The organism is Cronobacter sp. HA18006 (assembly GCF_011605445.1).
GTDB classification, from domain to species: domain Bacteria; phylum Pseudomonadota; class Gammaproteobacteria; order Enterobacterales; family Enterobacteriaceae; genus Cronobacter; species Cronobacter sakazakii.
This window is the reverse complement of record NZ_JAANQB010000011.1, coordinates 1018436-1035655: the sequence shown is the minus strand read 5'-3', so window position 1 is coordinate 1035655 and position 17220 is coordinate 1018436. Positions and strand designations below refer to the sequence as shown.

Genomic DNA, 17220 nt, shown 5'->3' with positions numbered 1-17220 from the left:
TTCATACGTGATGCGGTGGTTATTGGTTGTCCTTCCCTCAGTTGTTACCGCCGCGCTGCTGCCGGCCCGTGCAGATGCGGCCAGCCAGAGCGACGACTACGTGCGCCAGGCGCAAAATCCCTTCGATGAAAATGGCGATAACCTGCCCGATCTCGGCCTCGCGCCGGAGAACAACGCGGCGGAAAAACATTTTGCCCGCGTACTGAAAGCCTTTGGCGAAGCGAGCCAGACCGACAGCGAACTCTCGCCCGGTCAGCAGGCGCGCCACTTCGCGTTTGACCGTTTGCGTGACGCGGTGAGCAGCAGCATTACCAGCGAGGCCGAAAGCCTGCTGTCGCCGTGGGGCAACGCCACGGTGGATCTGCTGGTGGATGAAGAGGGAAATTTCAACGGCAGCAGCGGATCGCTGTTTACGCCCTGGCAGGACAATAACCGCTATCTCACCTGGAGCCAGGTCGGCGTCAGCCAGCAAAATCAGGGGCTGGTGGGTAACGCAGGCATCGGCCAGCGCTGGGCGGCCGGGCACTGGCTGCTCGGCTATAACACCTTTTACGATCGCCTGTTTGACGACGATACCTCACGCGCCGGGTTTGGCGCAGAAGCGTGGGGCGACTATCTGCGCCTTTCCGCTAACTATTATCAACCGCTTGGCGGCTGGCAGCACCGCGCGGGTTTGCTGGAACAGCGCATGGCGCGCGGTTATGACGTGACCGCGCAGGCGTATCTGCCGTTTTATCAGCACATCAATACCAGCGTCAGCTTTGAGCAATATTTCGGCGATCAGGTAGAGCTGTTCGACAGCGGCACGGGCTATCACAACCCGGTCGCGGTGAAAGTGGGGCTAAGTTATACGCCGGTGCCACTCGTCACTGTGAGCGCGCATCACCGTCAGGGGGAAAGCGGCGTGAGCCAGAATGATTTAGGGCTGAAGCTGAACTACCGATTTGGCGTGCCGCTCACTAAGCAACTCTCGCCGGACGAAGTGGCGGCCTCGCGTTCGCTGCGCGGCAGCCGCTATGACCGCGTGGAGCGCACTAACGTGCCGGTGATGGAGTTTCGCCAGCGCAAGACGCTGTCGGTGTTCCTTGCGACGCCGCCGTGGGATCTCAGCGCAGGTGAGACGGTGGCGCTGAAGTTACAGGTGCGCAGCCGCCACGGGATCCGCCAGCTCTCCTGGCAGGGCGACACCCAGGCGCTGAGCCTGACGCCGCCGCTCGACAGCGCGAGCGCCGACGGCTGGACGGTCATTATGCCCGCCTGGGATAACACGCCGGGAGCCAGCAACAGCTGGCGGCTGTCGGTGACGGTCGAGGATGAACAGGGCCAGCGCGTGACATCAAACTGGATAACCCTGAAGCTGTCCGCGCCGGTACAGACGCTGCCGCAGGACGATCCGCGCTATGAACTGCTGGCACCGGTGCCTTAAAAAATGCGTTCCTGATGTACCCAGACCGCCGCTTCGACGCGCGATTTGAGCTTCATCTTTTTCAGCAGATGCTTCACATGCACTTTGACGGTGCTTTCGGTGATATCGAGCTTGCGGGCGATCATTTTGTTCGGCAGGCCCTGGGCGATGAGCTTGAGAATATCGCGCTCGCGCGGCGTGAGCTGGGAGACATCGCGGCCTGACGTCGCGCGGCTCGCACGCAGGCTCGCCGCCAGCACCGGCGTTAACGCTTCGCTTAAGACCATTTCGCCCGCTGCCGCCTGTTGCAGCGCCTTGAGCAGATCTTCCGGCTCCATATCTTTAAGCAAGTACCCATCCGCGCCGCGCTTAAGCGCCGTCACTACATCCTCTTCGTGGTTCGAGACGCTGAACACCACCACACGGCCCGACAGCGCTTTTTCACGCAGTTTATCGAGGGTATCCAGGCCGTTCATACCGGGCATATTGAGGTCAAGCAGGATCAGATCCGGGTCGAGCGCTTCGGCCATTTCGATACCTTGCTCGCCGTTTCCGGCTTCGCCGACCACCGTGATAGCGGGTGCCATGCTGACCAACTGTTTTACGCCGCTGCGAAGCATAGGGTGATCGTCAATCAGCAGAATGGTTGCCGGTTCCGGGTTATTCATGAACTTCTCCTTCTGGAAGAGCGGGGACGGATGAAAACGGCGCATCGGGGATAAAGGTCACCACCACTTCGGTGCCGCCTTCTGCTCGTCGCCGTACCTGACAGTCGCCGCGCAAACTCTGCGCGCGGTCGCGCATAATAATTAAGCCGTAGTGGTTAGTGCGCCCGGCGTTATCCGGCAGGCCACGGCCATTGTCGGCTACGCACAGCCGTACCTGGCCCTCCTGCAGCGTGACGCTGACGCGAATTTCGCTGGCATCGGCATGCTTAAACGCATTGTTTAACGCCTCGCGCGCAATCTGCACCAGATGAATCGCCTGATGCGACGGCACCAGCCGCGGCGGGAGCTGATAATCAAGCACCACCGGGAAACCGAGCCGCGCGCTGAACTCCTGACAGCTTGCCACCAGCGCCGCCTTAAGCCCTGGCTCGTTGAGCTGTAAACGGAACGTCGTGAGCAGCTCGCGCAGTTGCCGCCAGGAGGCGTTCAGTTCATGGCGGATCTGGCCCAGCAGTTCGCGGCTCTCTTGCGGCAGCGCGTCGCCCTGCATCTGCAGGCAGCTGATTTGCATTTTCATACAGGAGAGCGACTGCGCGATAGAGTCATGCAGCTCGCGGGCAATGGCGGCGCGCTCCTCCATCACCAGCAGCTGCTGTTTGCGCTCCTGCTGACGCTCCAGCGCCAGCGTTGCAGTGAGCTGCTCCATGAGCGTGTCGATCATCTGCTGCTGGTCGCGGCTCAGATGACAACCCGCGGGCAACGTCGCCAGCAGGAGGCCATACTGGGTGTGAAGATCGCCAAGCCGCCATTTAAGCGTCGTGCCGGTTTCGCTCTCCGTGCGCAGGTGCCGCGGGCAGAGATGACAGCCGATTTCGTCGCAGCGCTCGTCCGGTTGCCAGACAAACTCCTGATAGTGCTCTTCGTCGTCCACTTCATAAACCCGCAGCGCAATATCGCGCAGCAGCGTGAGATTTTGCAGGCGCGTCAGCACCGGTGCCAGCCGCTCGCATAGCGGCACGTCGGAATGCAGGCGACGGTTCGCCTCCCAGAGAAACGACAGGATCTGGTTTTTCTGCTCAAGCCCGGCGGTTTTCTCCTGCACGCGTTGCTCAAGGCTCGCGTAGCTTTCGGCAAGCTCCGCCGACATGCTGTTAAGCGCATGGCCAAGCGTTGCCATCTCATCGCGCCCGGAGACGCTGGCGCGCTGGCTGAAATCGCGGTGGCCCACGGCGTGGGCTATTTCAAGCAACTGACGCCACGGGCGCAGCAGGCGGCGGCGCAGCCAGAGCAGGGTAAAGAGCAGTAAAAGCCCCATCAGCAGCGCCATGCCGCGCTGCAGCATGACTATCTGCGCGATGCGGTGTTCAGTGGAGCTGTCAAAGGCGCTGACCAGCGCGTCTATCTGGCCGACAAACTGCGTGACTTGCCCGCTCACCTCCTGCGGCGAATGGGCGTCGCGCAGCGCGGGCGCAAGATGCTGTCGCCAGTAGCGCTGGATAGCCAGCAGCGCTGCCTGCTGACCATCGCGCACCGCGGCCTGTTGCAGCTCATCGCTCCAGGCGGTGCGCTCCATCTCGTTAAACATGTCGGTGCGGGTAGTGCCGACCGGGACGGCGGCGAGCAGACGATAGCTCTGCATGCGCAGCGACCCGGCTTTGTTGATAGCATGCGCGCTGCCCTGAACGCCCTGCGCCAGCCAGCCCGCCAGCGCCATGCCCCCCATGCCGAGGCCGGCGAGCAGTAGCACGATGATCGCCAGTTGATTAGCGAGAGTCAGCGGGGAAAAGCGTCGTTTCAGCATGGCGATGCGCGCTCCTTAACGCGGCGTCGGGACAGGCGTAGGATCTATTCTCAGGTATCCCCTGGAGTATACCCATACCCATTGTGGATTACTCCTTAATTGCCATTCATGTCACCCATTGTACACCGGCGGCATGCGCACAAGCGCTGCGTCTGAAAAACCACACTTTTTTTAGCGCTAAGCTCTACTCCCTGGGGGGTAAGGCGTTTTTTTGCGCAAATCAGAGAGCGTATATCCATTGATTTACATCAACTTAAGCGCGCGGCGAGACGCTACCGTGGCGGCATTATCCCCTTCATGTTTGAGGTGTTTATGAGTGACTCTTCCGCTGCGGCACGTTCCACAAGCGGGTTGATTACCGACTGGCGACCTGAGGATGTTCAGTTCTGGCAGCGTACCGGCCAGCACACCGCCCGTCGTAATCTGTGGATCTCCGTGCCTTGTCTGCTGCTCGCTTTCTGCGTCTGGATGTTGTTCAGCGCAGTGGCGGTCAATCTGAATAAGGTGGGCTTTCGTTTTACCACCGATCAGCTGTTTATGCTGACCGCGCTGCCGTCGGTCTCCGGCGCGCTGTTGCGCGTGCCGTACTCCTTTATGGTGCCGATTTTCGGCGGTCGTCGCTGGACGGCGTTCAGCACCGGCATTTTGATTATTCCGTGCGTGTGGCTGGGTTTTGCGGTGCAGGATCCTTCCACGTCCTTTGGCACGTTTATCATTATTTCTCTGCTGTGCGGTTTTGCCGGAGCGAACTTCGCCTCCAGCATGGCGAACATCAGCTTTTTCTTCCCGAAACAGAAACAGGGCGGGGCGCTCGGTATTAACGGCGGTCTTGGCAACCTGGGCGTTAGCGTGATGCAGCTGGTCGCACCGCTTGCGATTTCGCTCTCCATCTTCGCCGCGTTCGGCAGCGAAGGCGTTATGCAGGATGACGGCACGCGCCTTTATCTGGAAAACGCCGCGTGGGTGTGGGTGCCGTTCCTCGCGGTCTTTACGCTGGCGGCGTGGTTTGGCATGAACGATCTGGCGACCTCGAAAGCGTCTTTCCGCGCGCAGCTTCCGGTGCTTAAACGCGGTCATCTGTGGATGATGAGCCTGCTGTATCTCGCGACCTTCGGCTCGTTCATCGGCTTCTCGGCGGGTTTTGCGATGCTTTCAAAAACCCAGTTCCCGCAGGTGAATGTGATGCACTTTGCCTTCTTCGGGCCGCTGCTCGGCGCGCTGGCGCGCTCGGCAGGCGGGGCGATTTCTGACCGTCTGGGCGGTACGCGCGTAACGCTGGTGAACTTCGTTCTGATGGCGGTGTTCAGCGCGCTGCTGTTTGTAACGCTGCCGTCAGGCGGTGTGGGCGGGAATTTCGCGGCCTTCTTCGGCGTGTTCCTGGCGCTGTTCCTGACCGCCGGGCTCGGCAGTGGTTCGACGTTCCAGATGATTTCGGTGATTTTCCGCAAGCTGACCATGGATCGCGTGAAAGCGGCAGGCGGCAGCGATGAGCAGGCGATGCGTGAAGCCGCGACTGACACCGCGGCGGCGCTCGGGTTTATCTCCGCGATTGGCGCCATTGGCGGGTTCTTTATCCCGAAAGCGTTTGGTACCTCGCTGGCGCTCACCGGCTCACCGGCAGGCGCGATGAAAGTTTTCTTAGTGTTTTATATTGCTTGCGTAGTGCTGACCTGGGCCGTGTATGGCCGCAAATCAGCACGATGACTCCTTAACCTTTTGGTTATCCTTTGCGCGGCCTGGCCGCGCTTTTTTTATACCTGAGTTAGTTACAACATACTTATTGATGGCTTTAGCGTTTCAGTGCGGGCGGGGAGCGATAAAACGGCAAATAAGCGTGGCGGAGATCACTTTCACTTTCAGACTACCCCTTAATACCCGACGGTTAACCGAAAGCGGTTAAAAAGGCGTCATTTTCATAAAAAATATATTATATACAAACAGTTAATTGATTGTTCTGTATCCCCCTTTGGGGGTAATGACATTTTGCGGTGCATTTTCTAAGCCAGACCGCGTTGATCGTTGTCAATTCTGCTGGCTAATCCACGCGTTACCGTCCCGTCCATTGAGCCAATGTCGATTTGACCAGAGAGCCAACAGGCTCCACACAGGAGAACACCCCGAATGAGTAAATTCCTGGACAGGTTCCGCTATTTCAAACAGAAAGGCGAAACCTTTGCCGATGGGCATGGACAACTTCTGGATACGAACCGGGACTGGGAAGAGGGTTACCGTCAGCGCTGGCAGCATGACAAAATTGTCCGCTCCACCCACGGCGTTAACTGTACCGGTTCCTGCAGCTGGAAGATTTACGTCAAAAACGGTCTGGTCACCTGGGAAACCCAGCAGACCGACTACCCGCGTACCCGCCCCGATATGCCGAACCACGAGCCGCGCGGCTGCCCGCGTGGGGCCAGCTACTCCTGGTATCTCTACAGCGCCAACCGTCTGAAATATCCGCTGATGCGCAAACGCCTGATTAAACTGTGGCGCGAAGCGAAAGCGCAGCACAGCGATCCGGTGAATGCCTGGGCGTCCATCATGGAAGACAGCGAAAAAGCGAAAAGCTACAAACAGGCGCGCGGACGCGGCGGTTTTGTTCGCTCCTCCTGGCAGGAGGTGAATGAGCTTATTGCCGCCGCCAACGTCTGGACCGCCAAAACCTTTGGCCCGGACCGCATCGCGGGCTTCTCGCCGATCCCGGCCATGTCGATGGTTTCTTACGCCTCCGGCGCGCGTTACCTGTCGCTTATTGGCGGTACCTGCCTGAGCTTCTACGACTGGTATTGCGACCTGCCGCCCGCCTCGCCGATGACCTGGGGCGAACAAACCGACGTGCCGGAATCCGCCGACTGGTATAACTCCAGTTACATCATCGCCTGGGGCTCTAACGTTCCGCAGACCCGTACCCCGGACGCCCACTTCTTTACCGAAGTGCGCTACAAAGGCACCAAAACCGTCGCGGTTACGCCGGATTACGCCGAAATCGCCAAACTGTGCGACCTGTGGCTCGCGCCCAAACAGGGTACCGACAGCGCGATGGCGCTGGCGATGGGCCATGTGATGCTGCGTGAATTCCACCTCGACAAACCGAGCCAGTATTTCACCGATTACGTGCGCCGCTACACCGACATGCCGATGCTGGTGATGCTCGAAGCGCGCGACGGCTTCTACGCCGCGGGCCGCATGCTGCGCGCCTCGGATCTGGTCGATAATCTGGGCCAGGAAAATAACCCGGAGTGGAAAACCGTCGCGTTCGATAACCGCGATGGCGATATGGTCGCGCCGAACGGCTCTATCGGCTTCCGCTGGGGCGAAAAAGGCAAATGGAACCTGGAACAGCGCGATGGCACCACCGGTGAAGAGACCGAACTGCGTCTCTCGCTGCTGGGCCACCACGACGAGGTGGCAGAGGTTGGCTTCCCGTACTTTGGCGGCGAAACCAGCGAACATTTCAACAGCGTGAAGCTTGAAAACATTCTGCTGCATAAACTGCCGGTGAAACGCCTGCAGCTTGCCGACGGCACCAGCGCGCTGGTGGCGACGGTCTACGACTTAACGCTTGCCAACTACGGTTTGGATCGCGGTCTTGGCGATGGTAACTGCGCGGCGAGCTACGACGACGTGAAAGCCTATACCCCGGCCTGGGCCGAACAGGTGACCGGCGTGCCGCGCGCGCAGATTATTCGTACCGCACGTGAATTTGCCGATAACGCCGATAAGACCCATGGCCGTTCGATGATCATCGTCGGTGCCGGTATGAACCACTGGTATCACATGGACATGAACTACCGTGGGCTCATCAATATGCTGGTGTTCTGCGGCTGCGTCGGTCAGAGCGGCGGCGGCTGGGCGCACTATGTGGGCCAGGAGAAACTGCGTCCGCAAACCGGCTGGACGCCGCTGGCGTTCGCGCTGGACTGGAACCGTCCGCCGCGCCATATGAACAGCACGTCGTTCTTCTACAACCACTCCAGTCAGTGGCGCTACGAATCCCTGACGACCGACGATCTGCTGTCGCCGCTTGCGGATAAATCGCGCTACAGTGGCCATCTGATTGACTTTAACGTGCGTGCCGAGCGTATGGGCTGGCTGCCGTCCGCGCCGCAGCTTGGCACCAACCCGCTGCGCATCAAAGCCGCGGCGGACGCCGCCGGCATGAGCCCGGTGGATTACACCGTGAACGCGCTGAAATCGGGCGACATTCGCTTTGCGGCCGAAGAGCCGGAAAACGGCAAAAACCACCCGCGCAACCTGTTCGTCTGGCGCTCCAACCTGCTGGGTTCTTCCGGTAAAGGGCATGAGTACATGCTCAAATACCTGCTCGGCACCGAAAACGGCATTCAGGGCAAAGATCTGGGCCAGCAGGGCGGCGTGAAGCCGGAAGAGATCGAATGGCAGGACAATGGCCTTGACGGCAAACTGGATCTGGTGGTGACGCTCGATTTCCGTCTCTCCAGCACCTGTCTCTATTCCGATATCGTGCTGCCGACCGCCACCTGGTATGAGAAAGACGATATGAATACCTCGGATATGCATCCGTTTATTCATCCGCTTTCCGCCGCGGTGGACCCGGCCTGGGAATCCAAAAGCGACTGGGAGATTTACAAAGGCATCGCGAAGAAATTCTCCGAGCTGTGCGTCGGCCATCTCGGCGTGGAAACCGACGTCGTCACGCTGCCTATTCAGCACGACTCCGCCGCCGAACTGGCGCAGCCGCTGGATGTGAAAGACTGGAAAAAAGGCGAGTGCGATCTGATCCCTGGCAAAACCGCGCCGCACATCATTGCGGTACAGCGCGACTACCCGGCGACGTATGAGCGCTTTACCTCCATCGGCCCGCTGCTGGAAACCATCGGCAACGGCGGCAAGGGCATCGCCTGGAATACCCAGAGCGAAATGGATCTGCTGCGCAAGCTTAACTACACCAAGCAGGACGGCCCGGCCAAAGGCCAGCCGATGCTGAACACCGCGATTGACGCCGCCGAGATGATCTTAACGCTCGCGCCGGAAACCAACGGTCAGGTGGCGGTAAAAGCCTGGGCGGCGCTCAGTGAATTCACCGGTCGCGACCATACGCATCTCGCGCTGAACAAAGAAGAAGAGAAGATACGCTTCCGCGATATCCAGGCGCAGCCGCGCAAAATCATCTCCAGCCCCACCTGGTCCGGGCTTGAAGATGAGCATGTCTCGTACAACGCCGGTTATACCAACGTTCATGAGCTGATCCCGTGGCGTACGCTCTCTGGCCGTCAGCAGCTCTACCAGGATCACCCGTGGATGCGCGACTTCGGCGAAAGCCTGCTGGTGTATCGTCCGCCGATCGACACCCGTTCGGTGAAAGCCGTAATGGGGCAGAAATCCAACGGCAACCCGGAGAAGGCGCTGAACTTCCTGACGCCGCACCAGAAATGGGGCATTCACTCCACCTACAGCGACAACCTGCTGATGCTGACGCTGTCGCGCGGCGGCCCGATTGTCTGGATGAGCGAAGACGACGCGAAAGATCTCGGCATTGCGGATAACGACTGGATTGAAGTGTTCAACGCCAACGGCGCGCTGACCGCCCGTGCGGTGGTGAGCCAGCGTGTGCCTGCCGGGATGACAATGATGTACCACGCGCAGGAACGCATCGTGAATATTCCGGGATCGGAAATCACCGGTCAGCGCGGCGGTATTCATAACTCGGTGACCCGCATCAGCCCGAAACCGACCCATATGATTGGCGGCTATGCGCAACTGGCCTACGGCTTTAACTACTACGGCACCGTCGGCTCTAACCGCGATGAGTTCGTGGTGGTACGTAAGATGAAGAACATTGACTGGTTGGACGGCGAAGGCAACGACCAGAAACAGGAGAGCGTAAAATGAAAATTCGTTCACAAGTCGGCATGGTGCTGAACCTTGATAAGTGCATCGGCTGCCACACCTGTTCGGTGACCTGTAAAAACGTCTGGACCAGCCGCGAAGGGATGGAATACGCCTGGTTCAACAACGTCGAAAGCAAGCCGGGCGTCGGCTTCCCGAACGACTGGGAAAACCAGGAGAAGTGGAAGGGCGGCTGGGTGCGCAAAATCAACGGCAAACTGCAGCCGCGCATGGGCGGCCGCGGGATGCTGCTCGGCAAAATTTTCGCCAACCCGCATCTGCCGGGCATCGACGATTACTACGAGCCGTTCGACTACGACTATCAGCATCTGCATAACGCGCCGGAAGGCAAACACCAGCCGATTGCCCGCCCGCGCTCGCTGATTACCGGCCAGCGGATGAACAAAATCGAAGCGGGCCCGAACTGGGAAGAGATCCTGGGCGGCGAGTTCGAAAAACGTTCGCAGGACAAAAACTTCGAGAACATGCAGAAGGCGATGTACGGCCAGTTCGAAAACACCTTCATGATGTATCTCCCGCGCCTGTGCGAGCACTGCCTGAACCCGGCGTGCGTGGCGACCTGCCCGAGCGGCGCGATTTACAAGCGTGAAGAAGACGGCATCGTGCTGATTGACCAGGACAAATGCCGCGGCTGGCGTATGTGCATCACCGGCTGCCCGTACAAAAAAATCTACTTCAACTGGAAGAGCGGAAAGTCCGAGAAGTGCATCTTCTGTTATCCGCGTATCGAAGCGGGGATGCCGACGGTCTGCTCCGAAACCTGCGTAGGCCGCATTCGCTACCTCGGCGTGCTGCTGTATGACGCGGACGCCATCGAACAGGCGGCGAGTACCGAGCATGAAACCGATCTCTATCAGCGTCAGCTGGATGTCTTCCTCGACCCGAACGATCCGGCGGTTATTGAACAGGCGCTGAAAGATGGCGTGCCGCAGAGCGTGATTGACGCGGCGCAACAGTCGCCGGTGTGGAAACTGGCGATGGACTGGAAGCTGGCGCTACCGCTGCACCCGGAATACCGCACGCTGCCGATGGTCTGGTACGTGCCGCCGCTGTCGCCGATTCAGTCTGCCGCCGACGCGGGCGAGCTTGGCCGCAACGGCATTCTGCCGGATGTCGACAGCCTGCGCATTCCGGTGCAGTACCTGGCGAACCTGCTGACCGCAGGCGATACCGCGCCGGTGCTGCTGGCGCTGAAACGCATGCTCGCGATGCGTCACTACAAACGTGCGGAAACCGTTGACGGCGTGAACGATACCCGCGCGCTGGAAGAGGTGGGCCTGACCGAAGCGCAGGCGCAGGAGATGTACCGTTACCTGGCGATCGCGAACTACGAAGACCGCTTCGTAGTGCCGTCGAGCCACCGTGAACTGGCGCACGACGCATTCCCGGAACGTAACGGCTGCGGCTTCAGCTTTGGCGATGGTTGCCACGGTTCGGACAGCAAATTCAACCTGTTCAACAGCCGCCGCATTGATGCCATCGACGTGACGGTGAAAACGGAGCCGCGCCAATGACCGAACTGCTGATTATCTCCCGCCTGCTGGAGTACCCGGATGCTGCCCTGTGGCAGCATCAGCAGGAGCTGTTTGACGCGCTGACAGAGACGCAGCATCTGTCGCTGCAAAACGCCCATCACCTGGGCGTCTTTATCCGCGATCTGTTGCAGGACGATCTGCTGGATGCGCAGGCGGCTTACGGCGAACTGTTCGACCGCGGCCGCGCCACCTCGCTGCTGCTGTTCGAACATGTGCATGGCGAATCGCGCGATCGCGGCCAGGCGATGGTGGATCTGCTGGCGCAGTATGAGCGCGCGGGGCTGATGCTCGACAGCCGCGAGCTGCCGGATCATCTGCCGCTTTACCTGGAGTATCTGGCGCAGCGTCCGGCGCACGAGGCGATTGACGGCCTGCGGGATATCGCGCCGATTCTGGCGCTGCTCGGCGCGCGTCTTAAACAGCGCGAAAGCCGTTACGCGGTGCTGTTTGATCTGCTGATTGCGCTTTCTGACACGCAGGTGGATACCCACAAAGTGAGCGAGAAAATCGCCGATGAGGCGCGCGACGACACGCCGCAGGCGCTGGACGCCGTCTGGGAAGAAGAGCAGGTGAAATTCTTCGCCGACCAGGGCTGCGGCGAAGCTGACATCGCCGCGCACCAGCGCCGCTTCGCCGGAGCGGTCGCTCCGCAATATCTGAATATCTCTGCCGGAGGACAGCAATAATGCACTTCCTGAATATGTTCTTCTTTAGTATCTACCCGTACATTGCCGGTACGGTATTTCTGGTGGGCAGCTGGCTGCGTTACGACTACGGGCAGTACACCTGGCGCGCCGCCTCCAGCCAGATGCTGGATCGCAAAGGGATGAACATGGCTTCAAACCTGTTTCATTTCGGGATCCTCGGTATTTTCTTCGGCCACCTGTTCGGGATGCTGACGCCGCACTGGATGTACGAATCGTTCCTGCCAATTGCCGTGAAACAGCAACTGGCGATGATCGCAGGCGGGATCTTTGGCGCGATGACGCTCGTTGGCGGCCTGCTGCTGCTGAAGCGTCGTCTGTTCAGCCCGCGCGTGCGCGCCACCTCGACCGGTGCCGATATCCTGATCCTGGCGCTGCTGCTGACGCAGTGTACGCTTGGTCTTATCACCATTCCGTTCTCCGCCCAGCATATGGACGGTAGCGAGATGATGAAACTGGTGGGCTGGGCGCAGAGCGTGGTGACGTTCCGCAGCGGCGCGGCTGAACATCTGGACGGCGTGGCGTTTATCTACCGTGTGCATCTGGTGCTTGGCATGACGCTGTTCCTGGTGTTCCCGTTCACGCGTCTGGTGCATGTCTGGAGCGCGCCGGTCGAGTATCTGACCCGCAAATACCAGGTAGTACGCGCGCGTCGCTAAGCTTTTTTCCGCAACGCCAAACGCCAGTCCCGTCGGGCCTGGCGTTTTTTTACGGCTTTACAGGCGGGGAATGGCGTTGCCCGCTTCTCTTTCCCTCCCGGTGTTCACCGGGCAAAAACACTGTTGCCGGTGATGCCCATCATCAGGCCAGTGGCTCCTCTTCGTGCTGGGCTGGCTGAATCGACCGCGCCGTTCTGCTCTGGCGGCGAAACTCGCCAGGCGGCATACCCGCGTGTTTCGTGAAGGCGACGCTGAACGCGCTCGCCGACTGGTAGCCTGTGCGCAACGCAATCTGTTCGATGTTATCCTGGCCACTCGTCAGGGCTTTTCTGGCAAGCGACATCCGCCAGAAGAGCAGGTATTGCATGGGCGACATGCCGACGGTCTCGCTGAAGGTGGCGAAAAAAGCGGAGCGTGACATCGCGCACTCTCGGGCGAGATGCGCGATTTGCCAGTCAGCACCAGGTTTTTGATGGATGAGATGCAGGGCGGTGGCGATTTTTTCGTGCTGTAACCCGCGCAGAATACCCGCCGTTTTCGCGAGCTGCGGATCGCTTCGCAACGATTCCACCAGCAACAGTTGCAAAAGATGCGTCATCACCACGTCACGTCCGGGCCGCCGGTTCCTGCTTTCATCCAGCAGGAGTTCAAAGAGCGTGACGAAACGACGCTGTCCTTTGATCAGAATTTCATTCGGTAGTAACGCGACGATAAGCGCTCTGTCCGGCGTGTCGAATTCACAATGCCCCACATTCATCAGAAGCTCAGCCGGGCCCGTCGTTGCACCAATTCTCACGTGCCCGTCGCTGAGGAGCGTTGGCACGGAGATATCGACAGGAGGAGTGCCCGTGCTGGTATTTTCAAAGGTGTAAGTGGCAGGGATCAGCATAAAATCGCCGGCCACCAGCCGCTCGGGCGCTTTACCGTTAATGTGCATCAGGCATTCGCCCTGCAACACGGCGCAGTAAAACGCCTCGCCGGCAGACTCGCGGAGAATACGCCACTGACCTGCGCCTTCAACGAGTTTTGCGCGCGTTGGCCTGGGGTTAAGCAAAGCAACAATATCAGTTAAGGGATCGGTCACTGGACGCTCTCTAAAGTTAAGCGGACTTCTGATTATATATTGTCCAGCAGGCGGCGGCTATGATTGCTGCTCTTGCCAACAGAGAGGATTAACCATGTCAACTGCACTGATTACCGGATGCTCTTCAGGTTTTGGGCTGGCCACAGCTCAACTTTTTTTAGACAAAGGCTGGAATGTGATTGCCACCATGAGAACACCCGATCCGTCGTTTTTTCCTGAAAGTGACAGGCTGACAATTTTGCCGCTGGATATTACGTCTGAGGAGAGTATTCGTGCCGTGGTGAAAAGGGCGGGCGCGATCAATCTGCTGGTGAATAATGCAGGCGTCGGCGCGCCGGTCCCGGTTGAACTGACGCCGCTTGCCACCGCGCAGCAGTTAATGAACACCAATGTTCTGGGCACGCTGTTATTGACTCAGGCCTTTCTCCCGCAAATGAGAGAACAAAAATCAGGGGTAATCATCAATGTGTCGTCTTCTGTCACCACCAAAGCGATGCCGCTGATTGGGCTTTATCGCGCCAGTAAAGCGGCGCTGAATGCCTGGAGCGAGTCATTAGCCCTTGAGGTTCGCCCCTTTGGTATTCGCGTTCATGTGGTGTTACCGGGGCGCTCGCCTGAAACGAAGTTTGGCGAAAACGCCAGGGCGTATTTTGGCGGGCGGGACGATCTGGCGTATGGAAATATGGTGGATGAATTTATCCGCATGGCGGGCGATGCCGGCTCGCCCGTGACGCACGCAGCCGATGTAGCGAACGCTATTTTTGCCGTGGCTCGCGATAAAAACGCGCCGCTCTACACCGCGGCGGGCGAAGATGCCCTGCAATTTCTTACCGAAGCGCAGCAACATTCCCCGTTTGCTTGCTAATTAGCCGGGCGAAGGTATGAAGGCACTGTAGGGTGGATAAGCGAAGCGCATCCATCGAAAGCAGATGATGCGACATGCTATTTCTCTGTCGCTCGACGCGAACCTTATCGACGCTTCTCATCCTTCCCCGGACAATAGCGTAGGGGAAAAAAAGGTAGGGTGGATAAGCGAAGCGCATCCACCAAAACGCGACATATTGTCTCGCTGTCGCTCGACGCGAACTTTCGTCGAAGCTTCTCATCCTTCCCCGGTCCATAGCATATGCAAGATGGGAGAGTGTATGAATCTGGGGAGATATTTGAAAGAGATGGTGGTGGGGGAAGGATTCGAACCTTCGAAGTCTGTGACGGCAGATTTACAGTCTGCTCCCTTTGGCCGCTCGGGAACCCCACCACGGGGTAATTCATATTGTAGAGGTGCTGCGTGAGATGGTGGTGGGGGAAGGATTATTCGTCGCTTCGCTCCTCACCCTTCGGGCCGTTGCCTGCGGCAACGTTGTCTCGCTATCGCTCGACTCGAACCTTATCAAAGGTTCTCACCCTTCCCCTGTAAGTTTTCCTATGAAGTAAACTTTACAAGGTAACCACGGTGCAGTGGTTGAAAATGGTGGTGGGGGAAGGATTCGAACCTTCGAAGTCGATGACGGCAGATTTACAGTCTGCTCCCTTTGGCCGCTCGGGAACCCCACCACGGGGTAAAACGCTTTATTCCGCATTATCGTAGCAAGGAAGGATTATTCGTCGCTTCGCGACTCACCCTTCGGGCCGTTGCCTGCGGCAACGTTCTCTCACTACGCTCGAGTCGAACCTTCGAAGTCGATGACGGCAGATTTGCAGTCAGCTCCCTGATGTACGCTCGGGAACCCCACCACGGGGTAATGCTCTTTACTGGCCTGCCTCCGCTGCGGGAAGCGGGGCGCATCATACCAAATGTCGCGCCCCTGTAAAGCCTTCCGTTAGCGAATAACGATTGTTTGCGTACTTTTTGCCCGTAACGTTTTAAACCTAAACAGAAACGGGCAATGCCTTACAGAATAATCGTGCGGTTACCGTAAACAAACACGCGCTGAGCCAGCACCTGATACAGGGCGCGGCTGAGCACGTTTTTCTCAACGTCACGGCCCGCGCGCATCATATCTTCGGCGGTATACGTGTGATCCACATGAATCACGTCCTGCATGATGATCGGACCTTCATCCAGATTGTCATTCACATAGTGCGCGGTCGCGCCAATAATTTTCACGCCGCGCTCGTAGGCCTGGTGATAAGGGCGCGCGCCAATAAACGCCGGGAGGAACGAGTGATGAATATTAATTATCTTGTTCGGGAAGCGGGCGACGAAATCTGGCGTCAGGACGCGCATGTATTTCGCGAGAACCACGTAATCCGGCTCGTGCGCCGCGATGGCGTCTGCCATCTGTTTATCGTGCGCTTCGCGGGTCAGCCCTTCATGGCTTACTAGTTCAAACGGAATATCGAAACGCTCAACCAGCGGGCGCAGCGTTTCATGGTTGCCGATGACCGCAGCGATGTCGACATCCAGACCGCCGTAGTTGGCTTTCATCAGCAAATCGCCAAGGCAGTGCGCCTCTTTGGTCACCAGAATGACGATGCGGCGGCGTCCGGCCGGGTTCAGCTCGCGAACGGAACCTGCAGGCAGCGCGCTGTCGAGATCGGCAAGCAGTGTGGCGTCGTTAAAAATCCCTTCCAGCTCGGTACGCATGAAGAAGCGACCGGTGCGGTGATCGACGAACTCATTGTTCTGCACAATGTTCAGCTCGTGCTTGTAGCAAATGTTGGTGATGCGCGCGATGAGCCCTTTCTGATCCGGGCAGATGGTACGCAGTACTTTACGTTGTAATGCTTGCATTGCAGGGGTGATCCTGTTGAAGGTTTGCCAGTGTGTTGTCAGTCAGCGGTTTATTGCCCGCAACACTTTTTAAATTTTTTCCCGGAACCGCACGGGCACGGATCGTTGCGCCCGAAAACCGGACGGGTGCCGTCGATATAGTACCAGCGGCCCTGTTCACTGAGAAAACGCGACCGCTCGATAATTGCGCCCGATTTGCCATTTTCCTGGAAACGCGCCACAAAACTGACGTACGCTTCGTTTTCGGTATGACCAGGCGCTTCTTCAAAAATCGTCAGGCCAAGCCACTGTGTATGGGCAAAACCCGCTTCAATATCGGCGCGAAAACGGTCTGCCTGGCAGGCGGGATGCCAAGCCTTTATCAAATACTCCGCATTTTTCATCACGAAAGCGCAGTAGCGAGAGCGCATAAGCTGTGATGCCAGGGCTGCGCTCTTGTTATCAGAAAGATAAGGCTGGCAACATAGGCTATACTCCAGAGCGCTACCGCAAGGACAAAGTTGCGACACGATTTCTCCTTGAGGACAAAATTAAGGCGTTAAACGCCACAGCGGCACTATGTTAACCGAGCGACGGCCTTGATGCCACGCCGCCGCCAGAGATGCAGACTTTTACGCCCGTGGCGCCTGATGCCTGGGCGAACACACACAGCAAGGCTTAGCCTTACACAAAGGTATAAAATAAAGTATTCACATGCTGCAGTTTATCTTTTGGTCACAGGGCACTATCACTCCCGCTATATTG

The 17220-nt window shown here is 58.5% G+C and carries 12 protein-coding genes, 2 tRNA genes and 2 other RNA genes; 7 read left to right on the top strand and 9 right to left on the bottom strand.

What is annotated here, in order from left to right; translation table 11 throughout:
* Window positions 1-10: 10 nt before the first annotated feature.
* Window positions 11-1426 carry a YchO/YchP family invasin gene (locus G9X48_RS06630; RefSeq protein ID WP_097641270.1) on the top strand — a complete coding sequence of 472 codons (1416 nt, stop codon included), beginning with the start codon at window positions 11-13 and terminating at the stop codon, window positions 1424-1426.
* On the opposite strand, the gene narL is transcribed toward G9X48_RS06630, so the two are convergent.
* Both narL and narX read right to left on the bottom strand, forming a co-directional pair.
* The gene (narL, locus tag G9X48_RS06625) at window positions 1423-2073 is read right to left on the bottom strand and encodes a two-component system response regulator NarL (protein WP_097641271.1); all 651 of its coding nucleotides are present in this window, start codon (window positions 2071-2073) and stop codon (window positions 1423-1425) included. The two genes, G9X48_RS06630 and narL, sit on opposite strands and share 4 nt — an antisense overlap.
* Window positions 2066-3874 (bottom strand): nitrate/nitrite two-component system sensor histidine kinase NarX, encoded by a 1809-nt coding sequence (narX, locus tag G9X48_RS06620; protein WP_004386019.1) that lies wholly within the window; start codon window positions 3872-3874, stop codon window positions 2066-2068. The genes narL and narX overlap by 8 nt, the downstream gene beginning before the upstream one ends.
* Window positions 3875-4186: 312 nt before the next feature.
* Here narX and G9X48_RS06615 point away from each other — a divergent pair, with 312 nt between their 5' ends.
* From G9X48_RS06615 to narI, 5 genes are all read left to right on the top strand, one after another.
* Window positions 4187-5578, top strand: coding sequence for a NarK family nitrate/nitrite MFS transporter (locus G9X48_RS06615; RefSeq protein ID WP_087601209.1), 1392 nt, complete (start codon window positions 4187-4189; stop codon window positions 5576-5578).
* Window positions 5579-5995: 417 nt separating this feature from the next.
* Window positions 5996-9742: a nitrate reductase subunit alpha gene (locus G9X48_RS06610; RefSeq protein WP_097641272.1), complete on the top strand. Its 3747-nt coding sequence runs from the start codon at window positions 5996-5998 to the stop codon at window positions 9740-9742.
* On the top strand, window positions 9739-11274 hold the full coding sequence (gene narH / locus G9X48_RS06605) for a nitrate reductase subunit beta (RefSeq protein WP_007890044.1): 1536 nt from the start codon (window positions 9739-9741) through the stop codon (window positions 11272-11274). Before G9X48_RS06610 ends, narH begins: the two co-directional genes overlap by 4 nt.
* On the top strand, window positions 11271-11981 hold the full coding sequence (gene narJ / locus G9X48_RS06600) for a nitrate reductase molybdenum cofactor assembly chaperone (protein WP_097641273.1): 711 nt from the start codon (window positions 11271-11273) through the stop codon (window positions 11979-11981). The genes narH and narJ overlap by 4 nt, the downstream gene beginning before the upstream one ends.
* Window positions 11981-12658, top strand: coding sequence for a respiratory nitrate reductase subunit gamma (gene narI / locus G9X48_RS06595; RefSeq protein ID WP_004386024.1), 678 nt, complete (start codon window positions 11981-11983; stop codon window positions 12656-12658). Before narJ ends, narI begins: the two co-directional genes overlap by 1 nt.
* A gap of 142 nt (window positions 12659-12800) precedes the next feature.
* On the opposite strand, the gene G9X48_RS06590 is transcribed toward narI, so the two are convergent.
* Window positions 12801-13742 (bottom strand): AraC family transcriptional regulator, encoded by a 942-nt coding sequence (locus G9X48_RS06590; protein ID WP_097641274.1) that lies wholly within the window; start codon window positions 13740-13742, stop codon window positions 12801-12803.
* A gap of 94 nt (window positions 13743-13836) precedes the next feature.
* Here G9X48_RS06590 and G9X48_RS06585 point away from each other — a divergent pair, with 94 nt between their 5' ends.
* Window positions 13837-14607 carry an SDR family oxidoreductase gene (locus G9X48_RS06585; protein ID WP_166499918.1) on the top strand — a complete coding sequence of 257 codons (771 nt, stop codon included), beginning with the start codon at window positions 13837-13839 and terminating at the stop codon, window positions 14605-14607.
* Window positions 14608-14915: 308 nt separating this feature from the next.
* Here G9X48_RS06585 and G9X48_RS06580 read toward each other — a convergent pair.
* The 6 genes from G9X48_RS06580 to G9X48_RS06555 all read right to left on the bottom strand — a co-directional run bounded on the left by G9X48_RS06580 (window position 14916) and on the right by G9X48_RS06555 (window position 16985).
* A tRNA-Tyr gene (locus tag G9X48_RS06580) sits at window positions 14916-15000 on the bottom strand.
* 36 nt (window positions 15001-15036) lie between these two features.
* Window positions 15037-15167, bottom strand: a non-coding RNA gene (locus tag G9X48_RS06575) — RtT sRNA.
* Window positions 15168-15211: 44 nt separating this feature from the next.
* Window positions 15212-15296 (bottom strand) — tRNA-Tyr (locus G9X48_RS06570).
* Window positions 15297-15324: 28 nt separating this feature from the next.
* Window positions 15325-15465, bottom strand: a non-coding RNA gene (locus tag G9X48_RS06565) — RtT sRNA.
* 168 nt (window positions 15466-15633) lie between these two features.
* Window positions 15634-16476: a formyltetrahydrofolate deformylase gene (gene purU, locus G9X48_RS06560; protein WP_004384993.1), complete on the bottom strand. Its 843-nt coding sequence runs from the start codon at window positions 16474-16476 to the stop codon at window positions 15634-15636.
* 50 nt (window positions 16477-16526) lie between these two features.
* Window positions 16527-16985 (bottom strand): YchJ family protein, encoded by a 459-nt coding sequence (locus G9X48_RS06555; RefSeq protein WP_105629571.1) that lies wholly within the window; start codon window positions 16983-16985, stop codon window positions 16527-16529.
* Window positions 16986-17220: the final 235 nt, after the last annotated feature.